General features: G+C 68.4%; 11 protein-coding genes and 1 pseudogene. 3 read left to right on the forward strand and 9 right to left on the reverse strand.

What is annotated here, in order from left to right; all coding sequences use genetic code 11:
* Positions 1–28: 28 nt before the first annotated feature.
* Positions 29–1480: a menaquinone biosynthesis decarboxylase gene (locus tag VGV60_11845; GenBank protein HEV8701955.1), complete on the reverse strand. Its 1452-nt coding sequence runs from the start codon at positions 1478–1480 to the stop codon at positions 29–31.
* A 10-nt stretch (positions 1481–1490) separates the two neighbouring features.
* Positions 1491–2384, reverse strand: a complete 894-nt coding sequence (locus VGV60_11850) for a cyclic nucleotide-binding domain-containing protein (protein ID HEV8701956.1) — start codon at positions 2382–2384, stop codon at positions 1491–1493.
* 102 nt (positions 2385–2486) lie between these two features.
* Here VGV60_11850 and VGV60_11855 point away from each other — a divergent pair, with 102 nt between their 5' ends.
* Positions 2487–4820, forward strand: a complete 2334-nt coding sequence (locus tag VGV60_11855; protein HEV8701957.1) for a peptidoglycan DD-metalloendopeptidase family protein — start codon at positions 2487–2489, stop codon at positions 4818–4820.
* 7 nt (positions 4821–4827) lie between these two features.
* Here the strand turns inward: VGV60_11855 and glnE are convergent, their stop codons facing one another.
* The 6 genes and pseudogenes from glnE to der all read right to left on the reverse strand — a co-directional run bounded on the left by glnE (position 4828) and on the right by der (position 14918).
* Entirely contained in the window at positions 4828–7815 is a 2988-nt protein-coding gene (gene glnE / locus VGV60_11860; GenBank protein ID HEV8701958.1) for a bifunctional [glutamate--ammonia ligase]-adenylyl-L-tyrosine phosphorylase/[glutamate--ammonia-ligase] adenylyltransferase, read from the reverse strand.
* A gap of 74 nt (positions 7816–7889) precedes the next feature.
* Positions 7890–9308 (reverse strand): type I glutamate--ammonia ligase, encoded by a 1419-nt coding sequence (gene glnA / locus VGV60_11865; GenBank protein HEV8701959.1) that lies wholly within the window; start codon positions 9306–9308, stop codon positions 7890–7892.
* Positions 9309–10280: 972 nt separating this feature from the next.
* A complete protein-coding gene (locus VGV60_11870) occupies positions 10281–11408 on the reverse strand; it encodes a hypothetical protein (GenBank protein HEV8701960.1) in 1128 nt (375 codons plus the stop codon).
* Between the two features lie 40 nt (positions 11409–11448).
* Positions 11449–12192 carry a CPBP family intramembrane glutamic endopeptidase gene (locus VGV60_11875; GenBank protein ID HEV8701961.1) on the reverse strand — a complete coding sequence of 248 codons (744 nt, stop codon included), beginning with the start codon at positions 12190–12192 and terminating at the stop codon, positions 11449–11451.
* Positions 12193–12988: 796 nt separating this feature from the next.
* Positions 12989–13555 (reverse strand): annotated as a pseudogene (locus tag VGV60_11880) (GTPase domain-containing protein).
* Between the two features lie 46 nt (positions 13556–13601).
* Entirely contained in the window at positions 13602–14918 is a 1317-nt protein-coding gene (der, locus tag VGV60_11885; protein ID HEV8701962.1) for a ribosome biogenesis GTPase Der, read from the reverse strand.
* A gap of 156 nt (positions 14919–15074) precedes the next feature.
* On the opposite strand from der, the gene VGV60_11890 reads away from it, so the two are divergent.
* The gene (locus VGV60_11890) at positions 15075–15344 is read left to right on the forward strand and encodes an HU family DNA-binding protein (GenBank protein HEV8701963.1); all 270 of its coding nucleotides are present in this window, start codon (positions 15075–15077) and stop codon (positions 15342–15344) included.
* Between the two features lie 27 nt (positions 15345–15371).
* Entirely contained in the window at positions 15372–16316 is a 945-nt protein-coding gene (locus VGV60_11895; GenBank protein ID HEV8701964.1) for a site-2 protease family protein, read from the forward strand.
* Here VGV60_11895 and VGV60_11900 read toward each other — a convergent pair.
* Complete coding sequence (locus VGV60_11900; GenBank protein HEV8701965.1) at positions 16291–18801, reverse strand: DNA internalization-related competence protein ComEC/Rec2; 2511 nt, start codon at positions 18799–18801, stop codon at positions 16291–16293. The genes VGV60_11895 and VGV60_11900 overlap by 26 nt on opposite strands.
* Positions 18802–18888 lie beyond the last annotated feature (87 nt).

The raw sequence follows: 18888 nt of genomic DNA on the forward strand, positions 1-18888 counted from the left end.
ACCGGGCGGTCCCGGCCGAATCCCCGGCCTAGCCGATGCCGTACTTCGGCCACTTGCTTTCGATCAAGGCCAGCGTCTCCCGCGTGTGGCGGATCTCCTCAGGCCACTCGCGGGCGAACCCCTCGGAGGGCCACTTGCGGGTGGCATCGACGCCCATGTGCGAGCCGTACTGCGGCAAGCGCGACGAGTGATCGAGGACGTCCACGGGACCCATCACGAACTCGATGTCCCTCTCCGGATCGATGTGATTGAGCGCCTTCCAGGTCGCCTGGCGCACGTCCTGCACGTCGACATCGTCGTCCACGACCAGGATCACCTTGCTGAACATGGCCTGGCCCATCCCCCAGATGGCATGCATGACCTTGCGCGCGTGGCCGGGGTATCGCTTGCGCAGGGACACCAGGATCAGGTTGTGGAAGATCCCCTCCGCCGGCATGTTGATGTCCACGATCTCCGGCAGCTGCCTCTTCATGATCGGCAGGAAGACCCGCTCGATCGCCTTGCCGATGTAATAGTCCTCCATGGGAGGCGGGCCGACAATGGTGGTCTGGTAGATCGGCTGACGGCGGCGCGTCAGGCAGGTCAGGTGGAAGACCGGGTAGTCGTCGGGAAGGGAGTAGTAGCCGGTGTGGTCGCCGAAGGGCCCCTCGCGGCGTCGTTCCGCCGGGTCCACGTACCCCTCCAGGATGATCTCCGCGGACGCCGGTACCTCCAGGTCCACGGTGACCCCCTTGACCATCGACACAGGCTCGCGCCTCACGAAACCGGCAAGAAACATCTCGTCGACATCGTCCGGCAGGGGGGCCGCCGCCGCGAACACCAGCGAGGGATCGGCGCCGATGGCGCATGCGACCTGGAGCCTCCGGCCGCGCTCTTCGGCGCGCCGGTGGTGGTGCGCGCCGTGCTTGTGGATCTGCCAGTGCATCGCGGCCGTGGTGTCGTCGAAGACCTGCATCCGGTAGATCCCGCAGTTGCGTTTGCCGGTTTCCGGGTCGTGGGTGAACACCAGGGGCAGGGTGATGTAGCGTCCCGCGTCCTTGGGCCAGCACTTGATCGCCGGCAGGGCCAGGAGCGAGGGGCGATCGCGCTCGATCACGTCCTGGCAGGCCGCCTTCTTGACCACCACGGGAAACAGGTCCGCCAGGTCCTTCAGCTTGGGCAGCATCTTGATCTTGTCGAGGAAGGATGCAGGGGCCTTCCCTTCCAGAAGCGCGTCGACCCGCTCGCCGAACGCATCGAGGGAATCGACCTCGAGGGCGATCTTCATTCTGGGAATCGAACCGAGGGCGTTGATCAGGACGGGGATATCGTGCCCCTCGGGCCGCTCGAACAGCAGGGCGGGCCCTCCACCGGGAGACTTCGAGACGCGATCGGTCACCGCGCTGATCTCCAGGTCGACGCTGACCGGCTCGCGCACGCGCCGGAGCTCGCGGCGCGCCTCGAGCGCCTCGATGAAGGCCCGCAGGTCGGCATGTGGCACGCAGGGCTCCTCAGGCCTGGCCGGGGCCGGCAGGCCGGCGGGCCGGAGATCGGGCCGAGGTCTTGAAGGTCAGGGACACCATCCCCAGCCCGACCTTGTCGCCGCTCACGATCGGCGCGGGCGTGCCCGTCGCGAGGCGCTGGCCGTTCACGAAGGTGCCGTTCAGGGCGCCGACCTCCTCCGACAACAGAAAGGTGTCGTCCTTGAGCACGATGCGGGCGTGGCGGCGCGACACGGAGCGATTCATGTCGACCTGGGTCAGGTCGATCTCGGGACGCATCCCGGTCACCGGGTCGTACCGACCGATGAGCGACGTTTCGGTGGTGATCGGGAAGTGGCGCGAGCCGCCGTCGAGGACGAGGAGCGCCAGCGCCCCCTCGGGAACCTGGACCTCCGCGATCGGTTTCGGGGCCGCCTGCACGCCGTCCGCCGGGGGCGCTCCCGCCGCCGGGGGCGGGGCCTCGGACGGCTGATCCATGTCGACCGCCGCGACGCGGGCGGTCGGGGGCGCCTGCCGGCCGGACGCCGTCGCCCTCCCCAGGATCTCGATCTTCCGGTTGGCCTCCTGCAGGCGGTTGCTCAGCTTGCGCAGCATGCGCACGGCGATCTCGATGTTGCCGCGGATCATTTTGTCGAACGTGGCGCTGTTGATTTCGATCAGCTCGCAGGCGTCCAGGGCTTCGGCGGAGGCCGTCCTGGGCAGCCCTTCCAGGACCGCGATCTCCCCGAAAAAGTCTCCCTTCTCCATGATGGCGAGCTCCTGCTTCACGCCCCCGAGAGCACGGAAGATGCGGACGACGCCCGACTGGACGACGAACATCTCCGTGCCGAGATCCCCCTCGACATAGATCGTCTCCCCTTTCTTGCGCTTGACTGTGAACTCTTTGAAGGGATCGCCAGCCATCGGATGTTTGTCCGGCCGCCATGGAGTGTTGGGCCGAGAGGCGGCGATGATAATGGAAGGCAAAAGACTAAGTCAAACATTTGCCGCTACAATGCGAACCCGATGCGGCCCTGGCTCAGAGTCCTGCGACACCGGCGCGGCCCACTTCTTCTCGTGGTGTGCGCCTCGCTCCTCCCCCTGGCCCCGGCCGGCGCGGCCCTCCTGTGGCCTCTGGAGATCCCGGGCGTGCTCCTCTCGACGTTCGGCGAGTACCGCTACGACCACCTGCACGCCGGCATCGATATCTCGACCCACGGCGGCACCGGTTACAGGGTCCGCGCCGCGGACGCCGGCGTGGTGTTCCGGCTCAAGGTGGAATGGCGCGGCTATGGCCGGGCGCTCTACCTGAGGCACCCGAACGGCCGGGTCAGCGTATACGGGCATCTCGAGAGATACGAGGACGCCGTGCTGAAGCTCGAGCGCCGGGTCGCGCGTCGCCAGGCGGAGGCGCATACGCGCTATCCCGGCGACATCTACCTCGACCCGCCCGTCCGGGTGCGCCGCGGCCAGATCATCGCCTATTCCGGGGAGTCGGGGGTGGGCCTGCCGCACCTCCATTTCGAGGTGCGCGATCGCGGTGACGCGCCGATGGACCCGTTCGACGCGGGCCTGCCATGGCCCAAAGACAGTCGGCCGCCGGTTCTGGAATCGCTCACCATTACCTCGGTCGCCCCCTCGACCTTCATCGACGGCGAGAAGCGGGAGGAGGTCTATCCCCTCCGGGCAGGGGGAGACGGGGCGCGGACGACGGGGCACCCGGTCCGGGTGAGCGGTCCCTTCGTCGCCGCCGTGCGCGCCTACGACCCGGCCGGCAGCAGCGGCCGCTCCGGCGTGCGCTGCGTCGACATGGCGATCGACGGAGGCGCGCGCTACCGCCTCGAGTTTCACTCATTCGGCTTCGGGCAGTTTCCGCAAGCGGGCCTGATCTATGACCATCGCACCAGCCGTCTGGGACCGGCCGCATTCACGTACCGCCTGGTCCGCCTTCCCGGAAATGAGTTGTCCCCCGCGACCGCTCCACCGGAGAGCCGGCCCGCCGCCGGCTACCCCGGAGCCCTCGATCTCGAGCCGGGCCCCCACATGATGGACGTCTCCGTCGTGGACAGCGCCGGCAATCGATCGCGCGCCCGCATCTGCATCCAGGTCGGCCACCCGGCCGCGGCCGAGAGCCTGGCATGGGACGAGGAAGATCCCGGCCACGCGTCGGTGATCGTCCGGTTCCCTGCCGGCGAACCGGCTCGACCGGCGACGACTCCGACCCGAGCGGGGGCCCCCGGATGTCCTCCCTCGCCGGCGCGAACGGTCGAGGGGGAGTTCTGGGACGACGAGCAGAACGACTTCAGAACGATGACCTGCAGCCAGGGGGAGGCCCGCTGCCGCCGTGACGCCGCCCCGGGGGCGCGGTCGCGTGCGGTGCGCGTGCGGGAGACGCGGGACGGCGTCCCCGGCCCGTGGCGCATCCTCGCCGGCCCTCCGGCGCGGCCCTTGAGTCCGCCCGACGAGCCGCCCCGGTTGGACGCTTGGCCCTCCTTCCTGGACATCCTGGCGCAGGCCGACATCCTGGCCAACCCCTCCCTTCGCCTCGTGGCCGGAACCGCCACGACCCCGGTTCTGCCTCTCACCTACCGCTCGGACCGGCTCTGGGGAGCGGCCGTCTCCTATGAGGAGATCGCCGGACGGTCGCCTCTCACGGTCGCAGGCGGCGACCCAGGGCCCACCATCCCCCTGGTTCTGGACGTCCGCTGGGCCGGTGTGGATCGCCCGCTCCAGTACGAGGGACCCGGGTTCGCTCTGACCCTGCCGGCCGGCGCCAGGTTCTTCACAGGGCCGCTCGTGGTGCGGACCGAATCGATCGCCGGACCCGGACTGCTGCCGGCCGTCTCCGAGGCGGTCGATCTCCTTCCTGACGGGGAGGCGCTCAAGGATCCGGCCACACTGGCGTTCGATCTCATCCCGGGAGCGGTGCCGCCGGAATCGCTCGGCATCTATCGCTATGATTCGGGCCGGGAGCGTTGGGGTTTCGAAGGGGGGGACATCGATGCCGGAGGGGCCCGCATCGCCCTTCGGTTCAGGCGCTACGGGCGGTTCGCCCTCCTGCAGGACGCTTCGCCTCCGGAGATACTCGAGGTGCGGCCGGCGCCTGGTTCGCGCGGCCTGCCGCGGCGGGTGGCCGTGCAGGCGCGCGTGGAGGACGAAGGGAAGGGGCTGAACTTCGACGGGGTGACGTTTGCGATCGACGGCCTTCCTCAGGACGCGGAGTTCGATCCCGATCGCGGCCTGGCCAAGGGCCTCGACCCGCGGAGCCTCCGGCCCGGCCGGCACCACATTCGTGTCGAAGCGACCGATCGCGCCGGCAACCGATCCGCCGTCGTGGAGGGGGACTTCGAGGTTCGCTAGGAGGCTCCTAGCGCACGATCTCCTCGTAGACCGAGCGCACGGCGGCCGCATGCCTCCGGAATGCATCTTGAAGGCTGCGGGCGCGCTCCGGACGGCCAGCCTCGGGGTCCCCTTCGAAGGCCAGCGCCAGCTCCGCGAGCCGCATGGGATCGTCCGGCAGGCTCTTGAGCGGCCTCTGCCAGATCAGGCGCATTTCGTGATCGAGAGCCCGGAAAAAGAGGTACGCCTCGTACAGGACCTGAAGTTGACGGTCGTTGAGGTGACCCAGCCGGTGCAGGTGGGTGAGCAGGCGCAGGGTGTCCTTGTCGGACGGGCTTCTCACGCCGTGGCGCAGCTGCAGGAGCTCGATGATGAAGTCCAGATCGTAGAATCCCCCTTCGCTCAGCTTGACGCTCGGCGTCGCCCCGTCCTCCGCCAGCTCCGCCAGCCGGCGGCGCATCGCCTCGACGTCGGCCGCCAGCGTCCCCGGCCCGCGCCCGCGGACGGACTCCAGGAGAGCCGATTCCACCGTCTCGCCCGCGCGCGCGCCGACGACAGGGTCTCCCGCCACAGGCCTCGCCTTGAGGAACGCCAGCTTCTCCCACACATCGGCGGCGCCGTGCAGATAGTCCACGATCCCCTCGAGCGAAGCGACGAGCTCTCCCTCCCCGCCCGATGGGCGGAGCCTGAGGTCGACGCTGTAGAGCTGTCCATCGCGACTGAGCGTCGAGAGGATGCGGACCACACCTTCGCACCAGACGCGGGCCGCCCGGCGGAGATCGGGCCGATCTTCGGGCGCGTCGAGGAGGAAGACCAGATCCAGGTCCGAGCCATAGTCCATCTCGCGGTATCCGAGTCGACCGAGTCCGAGAACGGCCACGCGCAGACCGCGCGGGCCGCCCCGTCTCCCCCGCGCGAGTTCCTGCCGGGCCAGGCTGAAGGTCGTGTCGAGGATCGCCTCCGCCAGATCCGACAGGCTCTTCAGGACTTCGCGGAGCGTCGCCTGCCGGTTGATGTCGCGGATGGCGATGGTCGCCAGCGCTTCCTGGTGGCGGCGACGCAGGTCGGCGGCCCGGGCCCGCCCGTCCCCCGGGAGCCGCAGCACCGGCCGGAACAGCCTCAGATACTCCTCCCTGCCCGGCGCGCGGACGATCCGGCGGCGGTCTTCCAGGGCGTCCAGGATTCCGGGCTGTCGGATCAGGATGCCGGCGAGCAGGTCGCTCCGGCCCAGCAGACGAACGGTCGGCGCGAGGATGTCGCGCCGGCTCAGGAACCGCAGGAGGCCTCCGTCCTGCTCGGCGAGCGACGAGAGGAGGCGTTCCAGGTTCTGAAGGGCTCGCCTCGGATTGACCGAGCGGACCACCGACGTCAGGAGCTGGGGTCCGCTTCGTCGCATGGCCCGGCGGATTTCGATGGCGGCGGCCGCCGCCTGGAGGTGCTTCCGGATCAGCCGGACCGGCTTCAGCACGGTGATGGGATCGTCGATCCCGGACCGCCGCAGCAGGTCCATGAGCGACTCGTCGTCGAGCCGATCGAGCCAGGGATCGGCGCTCTCCTCGTCCAGCCGCACCTGCGCCGCCTGCCCGGTCACCGAATCGTAGAAGCGCCGCACCGCTTCGCGGTGCGCCTCGAGGATCCCGAGGAGCGTCTCGACCTCGCGGCCTGGAGCCGCCTCGTGCAGGCGCATCCTCCGCGCCACCAGGCCGATCTCGCGGGGGCTGCTTGGCAGGCTTGCCGTCTGGCGGTTCTCCCCCAGCTGCAGGCGGTGCTCCAGATCGCGCAGGAACACGTAAGCCTTGCTCAAGGACGCATGCTCCTCATCGTGGACGAACCCCTTGTCCGCGAGCCGGTGGAGCGCCAGGAGGGTGTTCCCCTGCCGCAGCCAGAGATCCCTGCCTCCGTGCTGCAGCTGCAGGGCCTGAACGCCGAACTCCAGCTCGCGGATGCCGCCGCGTCCCAGCTTGATGTCGCTTTCCGAACGCCCTTTCGATCCGAGCCGGGCGTCAATGCGGTCCTTCATTTCGCCGATCTCCAGGATCACGTAGGGATCCGGGACGGACGCGTACACCAGGGGCTCTACGCTCTCCACGAATCGGCGCCCCAGGAGGAGGTCGCCCGCGGCAGGCCGCGCCTTGATCAGGGCCTGGCGCTCCCACGTCTCGGCCCAGTTCCGGTAATAGGCCGCCGCGGCAGCGAGCGGGATGACCATCTCTCCGTCCGCGCCGCCGGGACGCAGCCCGAGGTCGACGCGGAACACCTGCCCCTCGGGTCCACCGCCCGAGACGAGTCGCGTCACGTCCGTGGCGAGCCGCGAGAAGAACTCCTTGTTGGAAATCGAGCCCCGCCCGGACGTGTCGATGCCGCCGGTCTCGCCATCTCGCGAGAACAGGTAGAGGAGATCGATGTCGCTGCTGTAGTTCAGCTCCTCCCCTCCCAGCTTCCCCAGCGCGACGACGGCGAACGTCGCCTCCTCGGGGTGGCCCTGGTCGTCCCTGCAGGCGGGCCGGCCGAACCGGTTCTCGAGGCCCAGGCGCGCTATGCGCACCGCCTTATCGACCAGCACGTCGGCCAGAAGGGAGAGGGCCCGCGTCACGGCGGGAAGATCGAACTGGCGCAGGATGTCGGCGAGCACGATGCGCAGCAGCTCGCGCTTCTTGAAGCGCCTCAGGACGAGCGAGGGATCCTGTGCCGCATTCAGATGGACGAAGCGCGCCAGCTCCTCATCAAGATCGGCGCGGGTCGGCGAGGCGCGAGGCCCCCCGCTCGCCGGGAGAGCGTCCAGAAACTCGGGATTCTGGACCAGGAGGGACGCGAGGTAGGGGCTGAAGCCTGCAAGGGTGATGAAATTCAGTATTCGGGATGGTTCGAGGGGCCGGCCGCTGTCCTCCCGGACCCTGGCCAGCGCGCGCAGGGCGGAGTCGGGATCCGGGAGCCGGCGCACGTGCTCCACGAGACGGGCCGCCTCGTCCGCCGGCAGGAGCGCCCCGAGCACCCTGTCGATTCCCGTATCAGCCACGCACAGCCCCCCCGCGACCGTCGCCCGTCCTGCCGCTCAAGGGGCTCCGCCGCGGGAACAGAGCACGCCCGGAATCAGATATCGAAGTACAGGGCGAACTCGTAGGGGTGGGGACGCAGACGCATCGGGTTGACCTCGCGCTCCCGCTTGTACTCGATCCACATGCCGATGTTGTCCTCGGTGAACACGTCCCCCTTGAGCAGGAAATCGTTGTCCTTCTCGAGGTGGCCGAGGGCCGCCTCCAGCGATCCGGGAAGGGACGGAATTTCCTTCAGCTCCTTGGGACCCAGGCCGTAGATGTCCTTGTCCAGGGGCTTCCCCGGATCGATCTTGTTCTCGATGCCGTCGAGGCCGGCCATCAGCATCGCGGAAAACGCCAGGTAGGGATTGCAGGAGGGGTCGGGGGGTCTGTACTCCAGCCGCTTCGCCGCAGGGCTGTTCGAGATCATCGGGATGCGGATCGCCGCGGAACGATTGCGCCGCGAGTAAGCCAGGTTCACCGGCGCCTCGAACCCGGGCGTCAGGCGCTTGTAGGAGTTGGTGGTGGGGGCGATGATCGCCGCCAGCGCAGGCGAGTGCTTCAGGAGCCCCCCGATATACCAGAGCCCCAGCTGCGAGAATCCGCCGTACCCGTCCCCCGCGAACAGGTTCTTGCCCGCCTTCCACAGGCTCTGGTGACAGTGCATGCCGGAGCCGTTGTCCCCGAACAGCGGCTTGGGCATGAAGGTCACCGTCCGGCCCCGCCGTGTGGCGGTGTTCTTGACGATGTATTTGTACATGACCAGGTGATCGGCGGCACGCGTCAGGCTGTCGAAGCGCATGTCGATCTCCATCTGGCCGCCCGTGGCCACCTCGTGATGGTGCGCCTCGACGGTGATGCCCGCACGCTCCAGGTTCAGCACCATCTCCGTGCGCAGGTCCTGAAAATGGTCGTGCGGCGGCACGGGGAAGTACCCTTCCTTGTGACGCATGCGGTAGCCCAGGTTCGGCTTGTCGTCCTTCCTCCCCGAGTTCCACTGCCCCTCGATCGAATCCAGGTAGTAGTAGCCGCAGTGGGCCTGCTGGTCGAATCGCACATCGTCGAAGATGAAGAACTCGGCCTCCGGGCCGAAATAGGCGGTGTCGGCGATCTTCGTGTACTGGAGATAATTTTCGGCGCGCTGCGCGATGCCTCGCGGATCGCGAACGTAGCGCTGCTTGGTGACCGGATCGACGACGTTGCAGATCAGGTTCAGGGTCGGCACGTCCGTGAACGCGTCTTCGAAGGCGCTCTCGGGATCGGGCACGACCAGCATGTCGCTCTCATGGATCGCCTGGAAGCCGCGGATGGAGGACCCGTCGAAGCCGAACCCTTCCTCGAAGCTGCTCTCCGTCAGCTCGTGGGAGGGCACCGAGAAATGTTGCCACAGCCCGGGCATGTCCATGAACCTCAGATCGATGATCTTGATGTCATGGTCCTTGACCAGTTTCAACACGTCCGCCGGCTTTCGCATGTGGTTTGACGTCTCCTTCATGAGAGGGGTCCGGAACACGATGAGGGCGCGGATTATAGCACGCGCTTCCAGGTCGTCAACTCGGCGACCGGACCGTGCCGGCGCCTCCCGGTGTCTCGACGGAGACGGGAGCGGGTGCTATAGTCGAAGCTGATGGCCGGACGCTGCGGCATCCTGATTCTCCTGATCGCCGGGATCGTCTCCGGAGCGCGCGCTCAGGATGCCGCGCCTCCGGGTCCGGCGCCCGGAGAGGGGCCGGCCGCCGCCGCGACACCCGCCGCGACCCCGGAATCCGCGCCGGACTGCAGCGCCAGGCCGCTCGATTCCTCGGAGCGTGACACGCTCCTGCGCCTGGCGTGGCGGACGCTGGCCGGTCATCTCACCAACCATCCGATCCAGGACGCCGATCTGGAGGCTTACGCGTTCACGCCGTGTCTCACAGCCGCGCGGGGCCTGTTCGTGACCCTGAAGAAGGCAGGGCGCGTCCGGGGCATGCAGGGGGACATCGAGTCGTCGCGTCCTCTGTACCAGCAGGTCATCGTGTTCACGCGCCGTGCCGCCACCCGGGATCCGCGCTTCCTGCCGCTGACGGACATCGATCTGGGCGAGACCGTCATCGAGCTCGACATCATCGGAGCGCGCACCAGGGTTTCGGGGCCCGCGGAGATGCGACTCGACGGCCGGGGCGTGTTTCTGGAGAAGTGGGGACGCCGGGCGCTCTTCCTGCCGGCGCTCCTGGCCGGGAAGGGCTGGACGGCCGAAAAGACCCTGGATGAGCTCTGCGCGCAGGCCGCCCTTCCCCGTGGATCGTGGTCGGAGTCGGCGCGCATCGAGGTGTTTGCAACGGAGAACGTCGCGGGGCCGCAGCCCGCGCCCTCCCCTGTGACCCCCCCGCTCCCGGAGGGGCCCGCTCCGTCCCCCGCCGCGTCGCCCCGCGGCGTGCCGGGCCGGACGGGGTCCCAGGACAGGCTCCTACCGGTGTCGCTCGTAGGAAAGCGGGACGATCGAGGACTTGAAGGAATCCAGGATCTGGTCGATCTCGGCGGCGAGTTGCGCCTCTTTCTCCGGACTGGGGTTGGCGCTGTCGGTCCCGAGAGTGCGGCCGTGGGCCAGTGCCAGGACGTAGTATTCAACGTCCTCGCGGCCGCCCCAGAAGACCTTGGCCTTGAGCGGCCCCTCGCCCAGCCTGTTCTTGATGGTGTCCACCCAGCGTCCGTCGATGGTCCAGGCCTCGGCGTATTTCTTCCACTCGCCACGATTGACCTGGAGTCCCTCCTGTGAGACATCGAACTCCCCGCACCAGCGCAGGTACTCTCGCAGCTTCTTGAGGAGCGCCTCCTTGTCCTCCAGCCGCTCGTTCTTCTGGGCAGGCCTGTAGATGACCACGAGCTGGATGTTGTCCCCGGGGGGACCGCTGCGAAGCCGGAAGTGTCCGCTGTACTGGTTCTCTCCGGGAAACGTCCCGATGACCCCCGTCGGGAAGCGTCCCTGCGCGCTGGCGGCGACGGGAGCGAACTCCCATTCCTTGCGATTCGGCACCGCCTTGGCGAAATTGAAGGTGATGTTGTTGTACTTGTTGAGAAAGCGCTCCAGGCCGCCGACCACGTTCGAATAGATGAACAGGTCGTACGTGTTGTCCGGCATCTTGGCGGTCTGACGTTGTCCGGCGGCATCGGCGTACGAGATCTCTACGCCCGGGAAGGTGATCTCGTTCAGCCGCCGGGCGAGCACCAGCTCGTTGGGGATCACGGCGTACATGCGGTTCTTGAAGGTGGGCATGCTCGCGTAGAACGCGTTCCCCTCGACCTTGCGCGAGGACGATTGCTCGCCCGTGGCCTCGGTGCCGATGTCGCGCTGGTAGGTCTCCTTCACGCTCACGCCATCGGGGTAGGTCTGCTTGAAGGTCACGTCGCTGAACGCCTGCCCGCTGATGTTGTAGACGACCATGTTGGTGACCAGGGAGAATTTCCCCGAGCCGATGTCGAACTTCGCCCCGTAGGAGGGATAGACGCTGAACAGGAGCCCGTCCGACATGGCGGGACGGGAAGCGACACACAGGAAGGCGGCTGCCACGAAGGCCGCGGCGCGGGCACGCGTCATGATCCAGGATCCTCCTCAGGAATTCGCAAAAGGGAAAGAATTATAGCATGGGCCCGGGCGACCACCGGTGCCGCGGGCGCAGGAGGAGCGCCGCGCCGGCGAGGCATGCGGCCGAAGCGACGTGCACCCAAGAGGAATGGAGCAGGACGGCCTGCGAGCCGGCGTCCAGGCCGGCCAGGCCGAGGGACAGGCCGTTGTTGAGCGCGTGCGCCAGCATGGCGGGCAACAGGCTCCCCGTCCGGTGCACCAGGAAGCCGAGGAACAGGCCGATCACCAGGAGCACCGAGAAACGCCACGGGTTCAGGTGAAATCCGGCGAAGACCACGGCGCCCGCCACGATCGCTTTCGGGGCGCTCTCGAACTCCCGCAGGAGCCCCGCATGAACGAAGCCCCGGAACAGGATTTCCTCGCACACGGAAGGAACCACGGCGACGACGACTAGGAGAACGAGAAACTCTCCGGGGCCGTCGAAGGATGCGAGGTCCTCGAAGAGCGTCTTCCACAGGCCGGGAAGCGGAAAGAAGCGGTCCTGCCAGAGGACCGCGTAGTTCAGGACATGGTTCATGCCGGCCGTCCCCAGCACGGCGCCGCAGAGGTCGGAGGCTCGCGGCCGCCGCAGCGGCAGAATGGCCCGGCCGTCCAGGTAGAAGACGCGGATCGCCAGGAAGACCGGTGCGGCGATGAAACCCAGCTGGGTCACGAGAAGACCGAAACGCAGGTTGGCGAGCTGAAGCATGCCTCCCGGGATGTTGAGCAGCAGAATGATCCCGAGGAGGAGCGCCACTTCGCGCCGCTCGGGCGCCCGTCGGAGGGCCCGCGCCGACGGAGGTGCGGCGTCCGGTATCATGCGGGCGGAATCAGCGCGACAGGCGAATCGTGACCTTCAGGTTGAGGCGCACCGTCCTCCCGTCGACCGTCGCCGCCACCGGAACGTCGATGGTGCGCTCCTGCCCGGGAGACAGGGCGCCCACGTCGATGGAAGGCCGGTCCGGACCGCCCGGGGACGGGTCCCAACCCTCCTCGAGGTCGATCGGCTCCTCGAGGTCCAGGGGCTCCTCCGCCACGGACGGCTCCCCCACGACGCGCAGGCCCGCGGGGGAACGGGGCGCCGGCCGGCCGGCGCCCGCGCGTGCCGCCACGGGCATGGGCTCATCCTCCAGCTCCTGCAGGAGGTCGGATCCCAGATCCACCGAATCCCCTTCCGACTGGACCAGGTCGGGCAAGTCGATGTCCTCGACCAGCTCGAGGAGGTCCTCCGACGGGGGCGCGACCGCCCGCGGCGGCGCGGGGACCGGGGTTCCCCGACCGGGCCGCGGGGCGCGCACGGGAGGCGGTGCGGGGGCGGGCTCATCCGTCTCGAGGATCTCGAGCGCCAGGTCATCCGGCTCGAGAGCGGGCGCCGGACGCGGGGGGACCACCGGCCGAATGGCCGGCGACACCCCCCTCGGACCCGGTGCGGAGGGCCTGGCGGGTGGCGCGGCGAGGTCGGCCGCGGCCGGCCCGCTGCCCGCGCGCGACGGCGATTCGGCCTCCGGGGCCATGCCCGCGCCGTCGAGCTTGTACTTCGCGGCCAGGTTGTTCAGCACCAGCTTGGTGATCGCCTTCAGAGTATCCTCGACGCCGATTCCCGTCGTCGCCACCGCCTCGTAGAACGGCGCGTTGTGGCGGTTGATCTGCGTGTTCATCTCCTCGATCGAGGCGAGATGAGGCAGGTCCCTCTTGTTGAATTGCATCACGAGGGGGGTCTCCTCGATCCGCAGTCCCATCTCGCGCAGGTTGTCCTCGAGGTTCTTGTAGCTCTCCACGTTGGCCTCCACCATCTTGGCCTGCGAATCGGCCACGAACACGACGCCGTCCGCACCCTTCAAGACGAGCTTGCGCGTGGAGTTGTAGAACACCTGTCCCGGCACGGTGTAGAGCTGAACACGAGTCTTCATGCCGCGGATCTTCCCCAGCTCGATCGGCAGGAAATCGAAGAACAGCGTCCGATCCGTCTTGGTCGCCAGGGACAGCATCTTTCCTTTCTTGACGTTGTCGGGAAGGGATTCATAGATGAACTGGAGGTTGGTGGTCTTCCCGCAGAGCCCCGGCCCGTAGTAGACGATCTTGGCCGTCAGCTCGCGGGTCGAATAGTTGAAGAGGACCATTCAACCTCCGCTGGGCGGGCGAATATAACACCCGATCCGGGGGGTGTCAACGAACCGGCCCGCGCCGCCTGAAGCTGAGGACCAGGGGAGAGCGGAAGATCCCGAGACGGGCGCGCAGGCGGCCCGCCATGAAGCGGCGATAGGGCTCGGGGACCTGCCTTCCATTGCCGAAGACGAGGAATCGGGGAGGCGCCCCTCCCACCTGCGTCATGGAGTAGAAGCGCACCTCCCTCCCGCGGTCGGCGGGGGGCTGCTTCTCGCTCAGGATCTCCTGAAGCGCGCGGTTGAGATCGGCGGTCGAAAACCGCTTCTGGCTTTCCTCCCGGATCCCCTGGAGCGCGGACAGAAGATCCCCGACTCCCTCGCCCGTCAGGGCCGACACGGAGACGATGGGGACATGCGCCGAGAAGCCCATCGCCGCCCGGATCTCCCGCAGCCGGGACTCGACGGACCCCCGCTGACGGCCGACGAGGTCGATCTTGTTCGCGGCCACGACGGCGGGGACGTGCTGCAGGCCGATGAGGCCGACGATCGCGAGATCCTGATGCCCGATCGCGACGCTGGCGTCCACCATGGCGACGGCGAGCTCGGCCTCCTCGAGGGCCTGGCGCGCCTTCAGGACGCTCACCCATTCGATGTCCTCTCCTCGGCGGGCGCGCCTCCGGATCCCCGCCGTGTCGATGATCCGGTAGGTCGTGCCGGCATGCACGAACGTGGCGTCGATGGGATCGCGCGTGGTCCCGGCCACCGGATTGACCAGGACACGGTCCTCCTTCACCAGGCGATTGAACAGGGAGGACTTGCCCACGTTCGGGCGGCCGACGATCGCCACCGGCACGCCCGTCTGCCCGGCCTCCGCGGGGGCCTCGGGTAGAGCGCGAACGATTCCGTCCACGAGCTCATCCAGGCCCCGCCCCTCCTCGGCGGAGACGGCCACCACGTCGCCGAGACCGAGACGGTAGACCTCGAATTCGATCCCTTCCAGCCGGGCCGCGTCAACCTTGTTTGCGACGGGGATGATCGGCTTCTCCGCGGCGCGCAGAACCCGTGCGACCTCGAGGTCGAGCGGCGTCAGGCCTGCACGCGCATCCATCAGAAACAGGATGACATCCGCCTCGTCGACCGCCTTGAGGGCCTCCTCCCGGATCCTCCCCGTCAGGCCGTCCGTCGATCCGCTCACCATTCCTCCGGTGTCCACCAGGGTGATCTTCCTGCCGAACAGGTCGCACTCCGCCGCGAGACGGTCGCGCGTGACCCCCGGCATGTCCGAGACGATCGCCTTGCGTCGACCGAGCATGCGGTTGAAAAGAGTGGACTTGCCGACGTTCGGCGCACCGACGATAGCGACCACGGGAAGCGGCACGGTTCAAACTCCCAGGAGCCCGGCGCAAATTGTTGAAGCCCAACGGAATATAGCACAGGCGGCCCTTCGCGCCCTCTTGACAGCCCTCGTCGTAGCTGCCTATAATTTCAGCAACTTACGAATGTTTCCGGGTGGAATCGATCGGGGGGGCGTGGAATGATCAAGACCGACATCATTAATAATGTCGCCAAGAACGCCGATATCACTCGCGTCAAGGCGGTTGTGGCCGTCGAAGCGATCCTCGACGCCATGAAGGAATCGATGCGCCGGGGCGACCGGATCGAGCTGCGGGGATTCGGCGTCTTCCAGGTCAAGCCTAGAAAGAAGGGGATTGGGCGGAACCCTCGTACCGGGACCGAGGTCCGAATCCCCCCCGGAAAAACGATCCGCTTCAAGCCCGGAAAGAACCTCCGCAACCTGAGATAGCCAAGCCCGCGGTAGAATGCCGTGGCGATGGATCACGAGCCACGGATTCTCGAATACGGGACCCTGCCGGCCAGCTCCTCGGTGCCTCCTCCGTCAGCCTCCCGCCCCGATCGAGCCCGCCGCCCTTTCCCCCCTTCCGTCAACGTCGCTTGTTTCCTCCTCACGGTCCTCACGACCCTGATTGCCGGCACGCTCCTGACACTCGACGACTTCACGCTCCTGAAGGACGTCCTTCTCAGTCCTTCCCTGTGGGGCCTCGGATGGCCGTATTCGGCCAGCCTCATCCTGATCCTCGGGGCGCACGAAATGGGGCACTATGTCGCCTGTCGGATGTACGGCATCGACGCGTCGTTGCCGTTCTTCATCCCGGGTCCGCCGCTCATCGGAACGTTCGGGGCGCTCATCCGGATCCGCGCGCCATTCACCTCGCGGCGCGCCCTGTTCGACATCGGCGTGGCCGGGCCGATTGCCGGATTCGTCGTCGCACTGCCCCTGCTCGCCTACGGTCTGTCCCTCTCCCGCCTTCTTCCCGAGGGATCGCGGCCGGGAGGGATCGGGTTTCCTCCCTGTCCGCTGCTGAGCCTCGCGTTGATCCTGCACTACCCGGGCATCGGTCCCAAGGACGTCGTCGAGATCCATCCCGTGGTCGTGGCGGTCTGGGTCGGGCTCCTGGCGACCTTCCTGAACCTGCTGCCGATTGGACAGCTCGACGGAGGGCACGTGCTTTACGCGCTCTCCCGGCGGGCCCACCGGACGGTCTCGCGGGTCGGGACGGTCCTCCTGGTCGTCCTGGGAGTGTTCCTGGGCGGCTACCACCTGGTCGTATTCGGTGTGATCTGGGCGATCATCGGCACGGGGCACCCACCCGTCCTCGAGGAACAGGAGGGCCTCGGCGCGGCGCGCGTGGTCGTGGCCGTTCTCGCCCTGCTCATCTTTCTGCTCTGCGTCATTCCGACCGCTCCGACTCTCTGAGAGCCCTAGGCCCTTCGTCCCCCTCCGCGGTCAGGAGCCGTGCGGTCCAGGGGACATGCCCATTGGTGGAGAATCGGACCGCTCCGTCGCGATCGGTGCGCACGATGGCGATCCCCTCCGTCTCGAGCCGATCGATCACCTCCCGATCGGGGTGCCCCCACGGGTTGGCGGATCCCACCGAAATCGCCGCGATTCGGGGTCGGACGCGAAGCAGGAACGCCTTGGTGGACGACGTCCTGCTTCCGTGGTGCGGAATTTTGAGGAGCTCGGCCGTCAGGTCCCGTCCCACGGCAGCCAGCGTCGCCTCCCCCTCCCTTTCGAGGTCTCCGGTGAGAAGCGCATGCCTCGCGCCGAGCCCGAGGCGCAGGACGAGGGAGTCATCGTTCGAGACCCCTGACGCGGGGCCGGCGTGCCGTCCGGGGTTGTGGACCTCGACCACGGACCCGCCCATCCCGACCCTCACGCCGCTCCGCGGGTAGATGACCGGGATGCGGAGGCGGGCGGCGAGATCCAGAAGGCCGTCGACCGCCGAGTCGTCCCGGGGCATCCGGCCGAGCCAGATCGCCGCGGGACGCAACTGGCGAACGATGGCCGGCGCCCCCCCGAGGTGATCGCGGTGGGCGTGCGTGATCGCCAGGACGTCCAGCCGGAGAATTCCCATCGCTCTGAGAGCCGGCGCCACCAGCCTGGCTCCCACGTCGAAGCTCGATCGAGCGAAGCCCCCGGCATCGACCAGCATCGTCGAGCCGTGAGGGAAACGCACGACGATGGCGTCCCCCTGGCCGACGTCGAGCACGACGATCTCGAGACGTCCGGTCGGCCGGGGCATGCGCCCTCGCACCGCGGTCAGCGCCATCGCGGCGAGGAGAAGGGCGAGCGCCGCGCGCCGCGTCGCCGTCCCTCCGAAGGCGAGACCGGCCAGGGCCGCGAGGCCGAGGACGACCAGGGACCAGGACGGCGGCATGACGTAGAACGAGCCCCAGGGCACGAGAGCCACGGCGGCGCAGAGCCTCTCGAGCCCCAGGGCCATGAAGTCACAGGCGGTGACCAGCCCTGCCGCGGCTTGGTGCCAGAAGCCCTCGAGGAGCGCCGCACCCACCGAGAGCACCAGGAGCGCGGACGCCAGGGGAACGGCGATCACGTTGGAAGCCAGGGCAATCGGCGTCAGTGTCTGGAAGTGTCGCGCCGACAGGAGCGCCGTGCCGGCCAGGGCAGCCGCCGAGATCCGCAGCGACGTGGCGAGTCCTCGACGGGCGGCCCCCACCGATCGGGCGATGATCCCGGCGCCAGGGGGCGTTCTGCCGCCCCCCCATGCTTCCCGGGCCGGGGCGGCGACCAGGATGCCGAAAGTTGCGGCGAAGCTGAGCTGGAAGCCGGCGTCGTCCATCCACATCGGGCCGGCGGCCAGCAGGATCACCAGGGCGGACGACATGGCTCCGATTCCCGGGACGCGCCGTCCCAGAGCCGCTCCTCCGATCTGGAGGATCGCCATCAGGGCGGCGCGGGACATGGAGCCGCTGGTGCGGGCGACGGCCCAGTAGGACAGAACGACGATCCCCAGGAGGAGGCGCCGCGACCAGGGAGGAACATGCAGCAGGCGCAGAAGGCCCGACACGATGCCGGCCAGGAGCGCCACGTTGAAGCCGGACAGGGCGATGATGTGGTAGACGCCGGCACGGACCAGGGATTCCTGGAAGTCGGCGGGCAGGTCGTCCCTCTCCCCCACCAGGAGGGCCGACAGGAGGGCGACCGTGCCCTCACTCTGCCCGGCCCCGGCCCTGCCGAGTGCCGCCACGACCGCCCGGCGGATTTCGGGCAGAAAGCCGGCGAGGACGCTCCGGCGATGCGGATCGGTCCGGACGAGACGGATGCTCTTGACGCTGCCGACTAGGGCGATTCGACGGGCACCGAGATACGCGGCATAATCGAACGCCCCGGGATTCCTGAAGGTTCTCGGCGTCCCAATCCGTGCCGTCAGCTCGACGAAGTCGCCGGGTCGTGGCACCGGCAAGGCCCGATCATCCGAGACGGGAAACGTCACGCGGGCCACGATCGCCCGCAGCGCAGCGATCGGCTGCGCCTCCCATCCCGGGAGCGTGGCCCGCTCCAGCCTGAGGAGCAGCGCGACGCGCCCGTCGGCCGGCGTCTCCACCTCGATGGCGCGGCCCTGGAGCTCCACCGGGACAACATGCTCCTCGAACCCGCGGGTCCGCCATGCGGCCAGAAGACCGGGGAGCGGGTCGGCCGCCCGATGGGCCGCCGCCACCGTCATGCCGGCTCCCAGGGCCGCCATGACAGTCAGAACGCGGGGCAGCCCGGATCGACCGGCGAGGATCACCGAAGCAGCGAGGAGGAGGAGGAGGAGGACGGCCGAGCGGCAGGGCCAGGAGGCCCCCGGAAGAACGATCCCGGCGGTGAATGAAGCCGCCGCCAGAAGAGACAGGCGTCCGGCCGCAGTCGTGGGCGAGGTCCAGGTGGACGGCACGATCGCCTGCAGGCGACGCCGGCTCTCCGCGGGGTGACTCTCATGGTACCCCGCCCGGCGACGGTGAGGCAACCGGGGCGAACGAGG

Source organism: Candidatus Polarisedimenticolia bacterium, assembly GCA_036001465.1.
GTDB lineage: Bacteria > Acidobacteriota > Polarisedimenticolia > Gp22-AA2 > Gp22-AA2 > Gp22-AA3.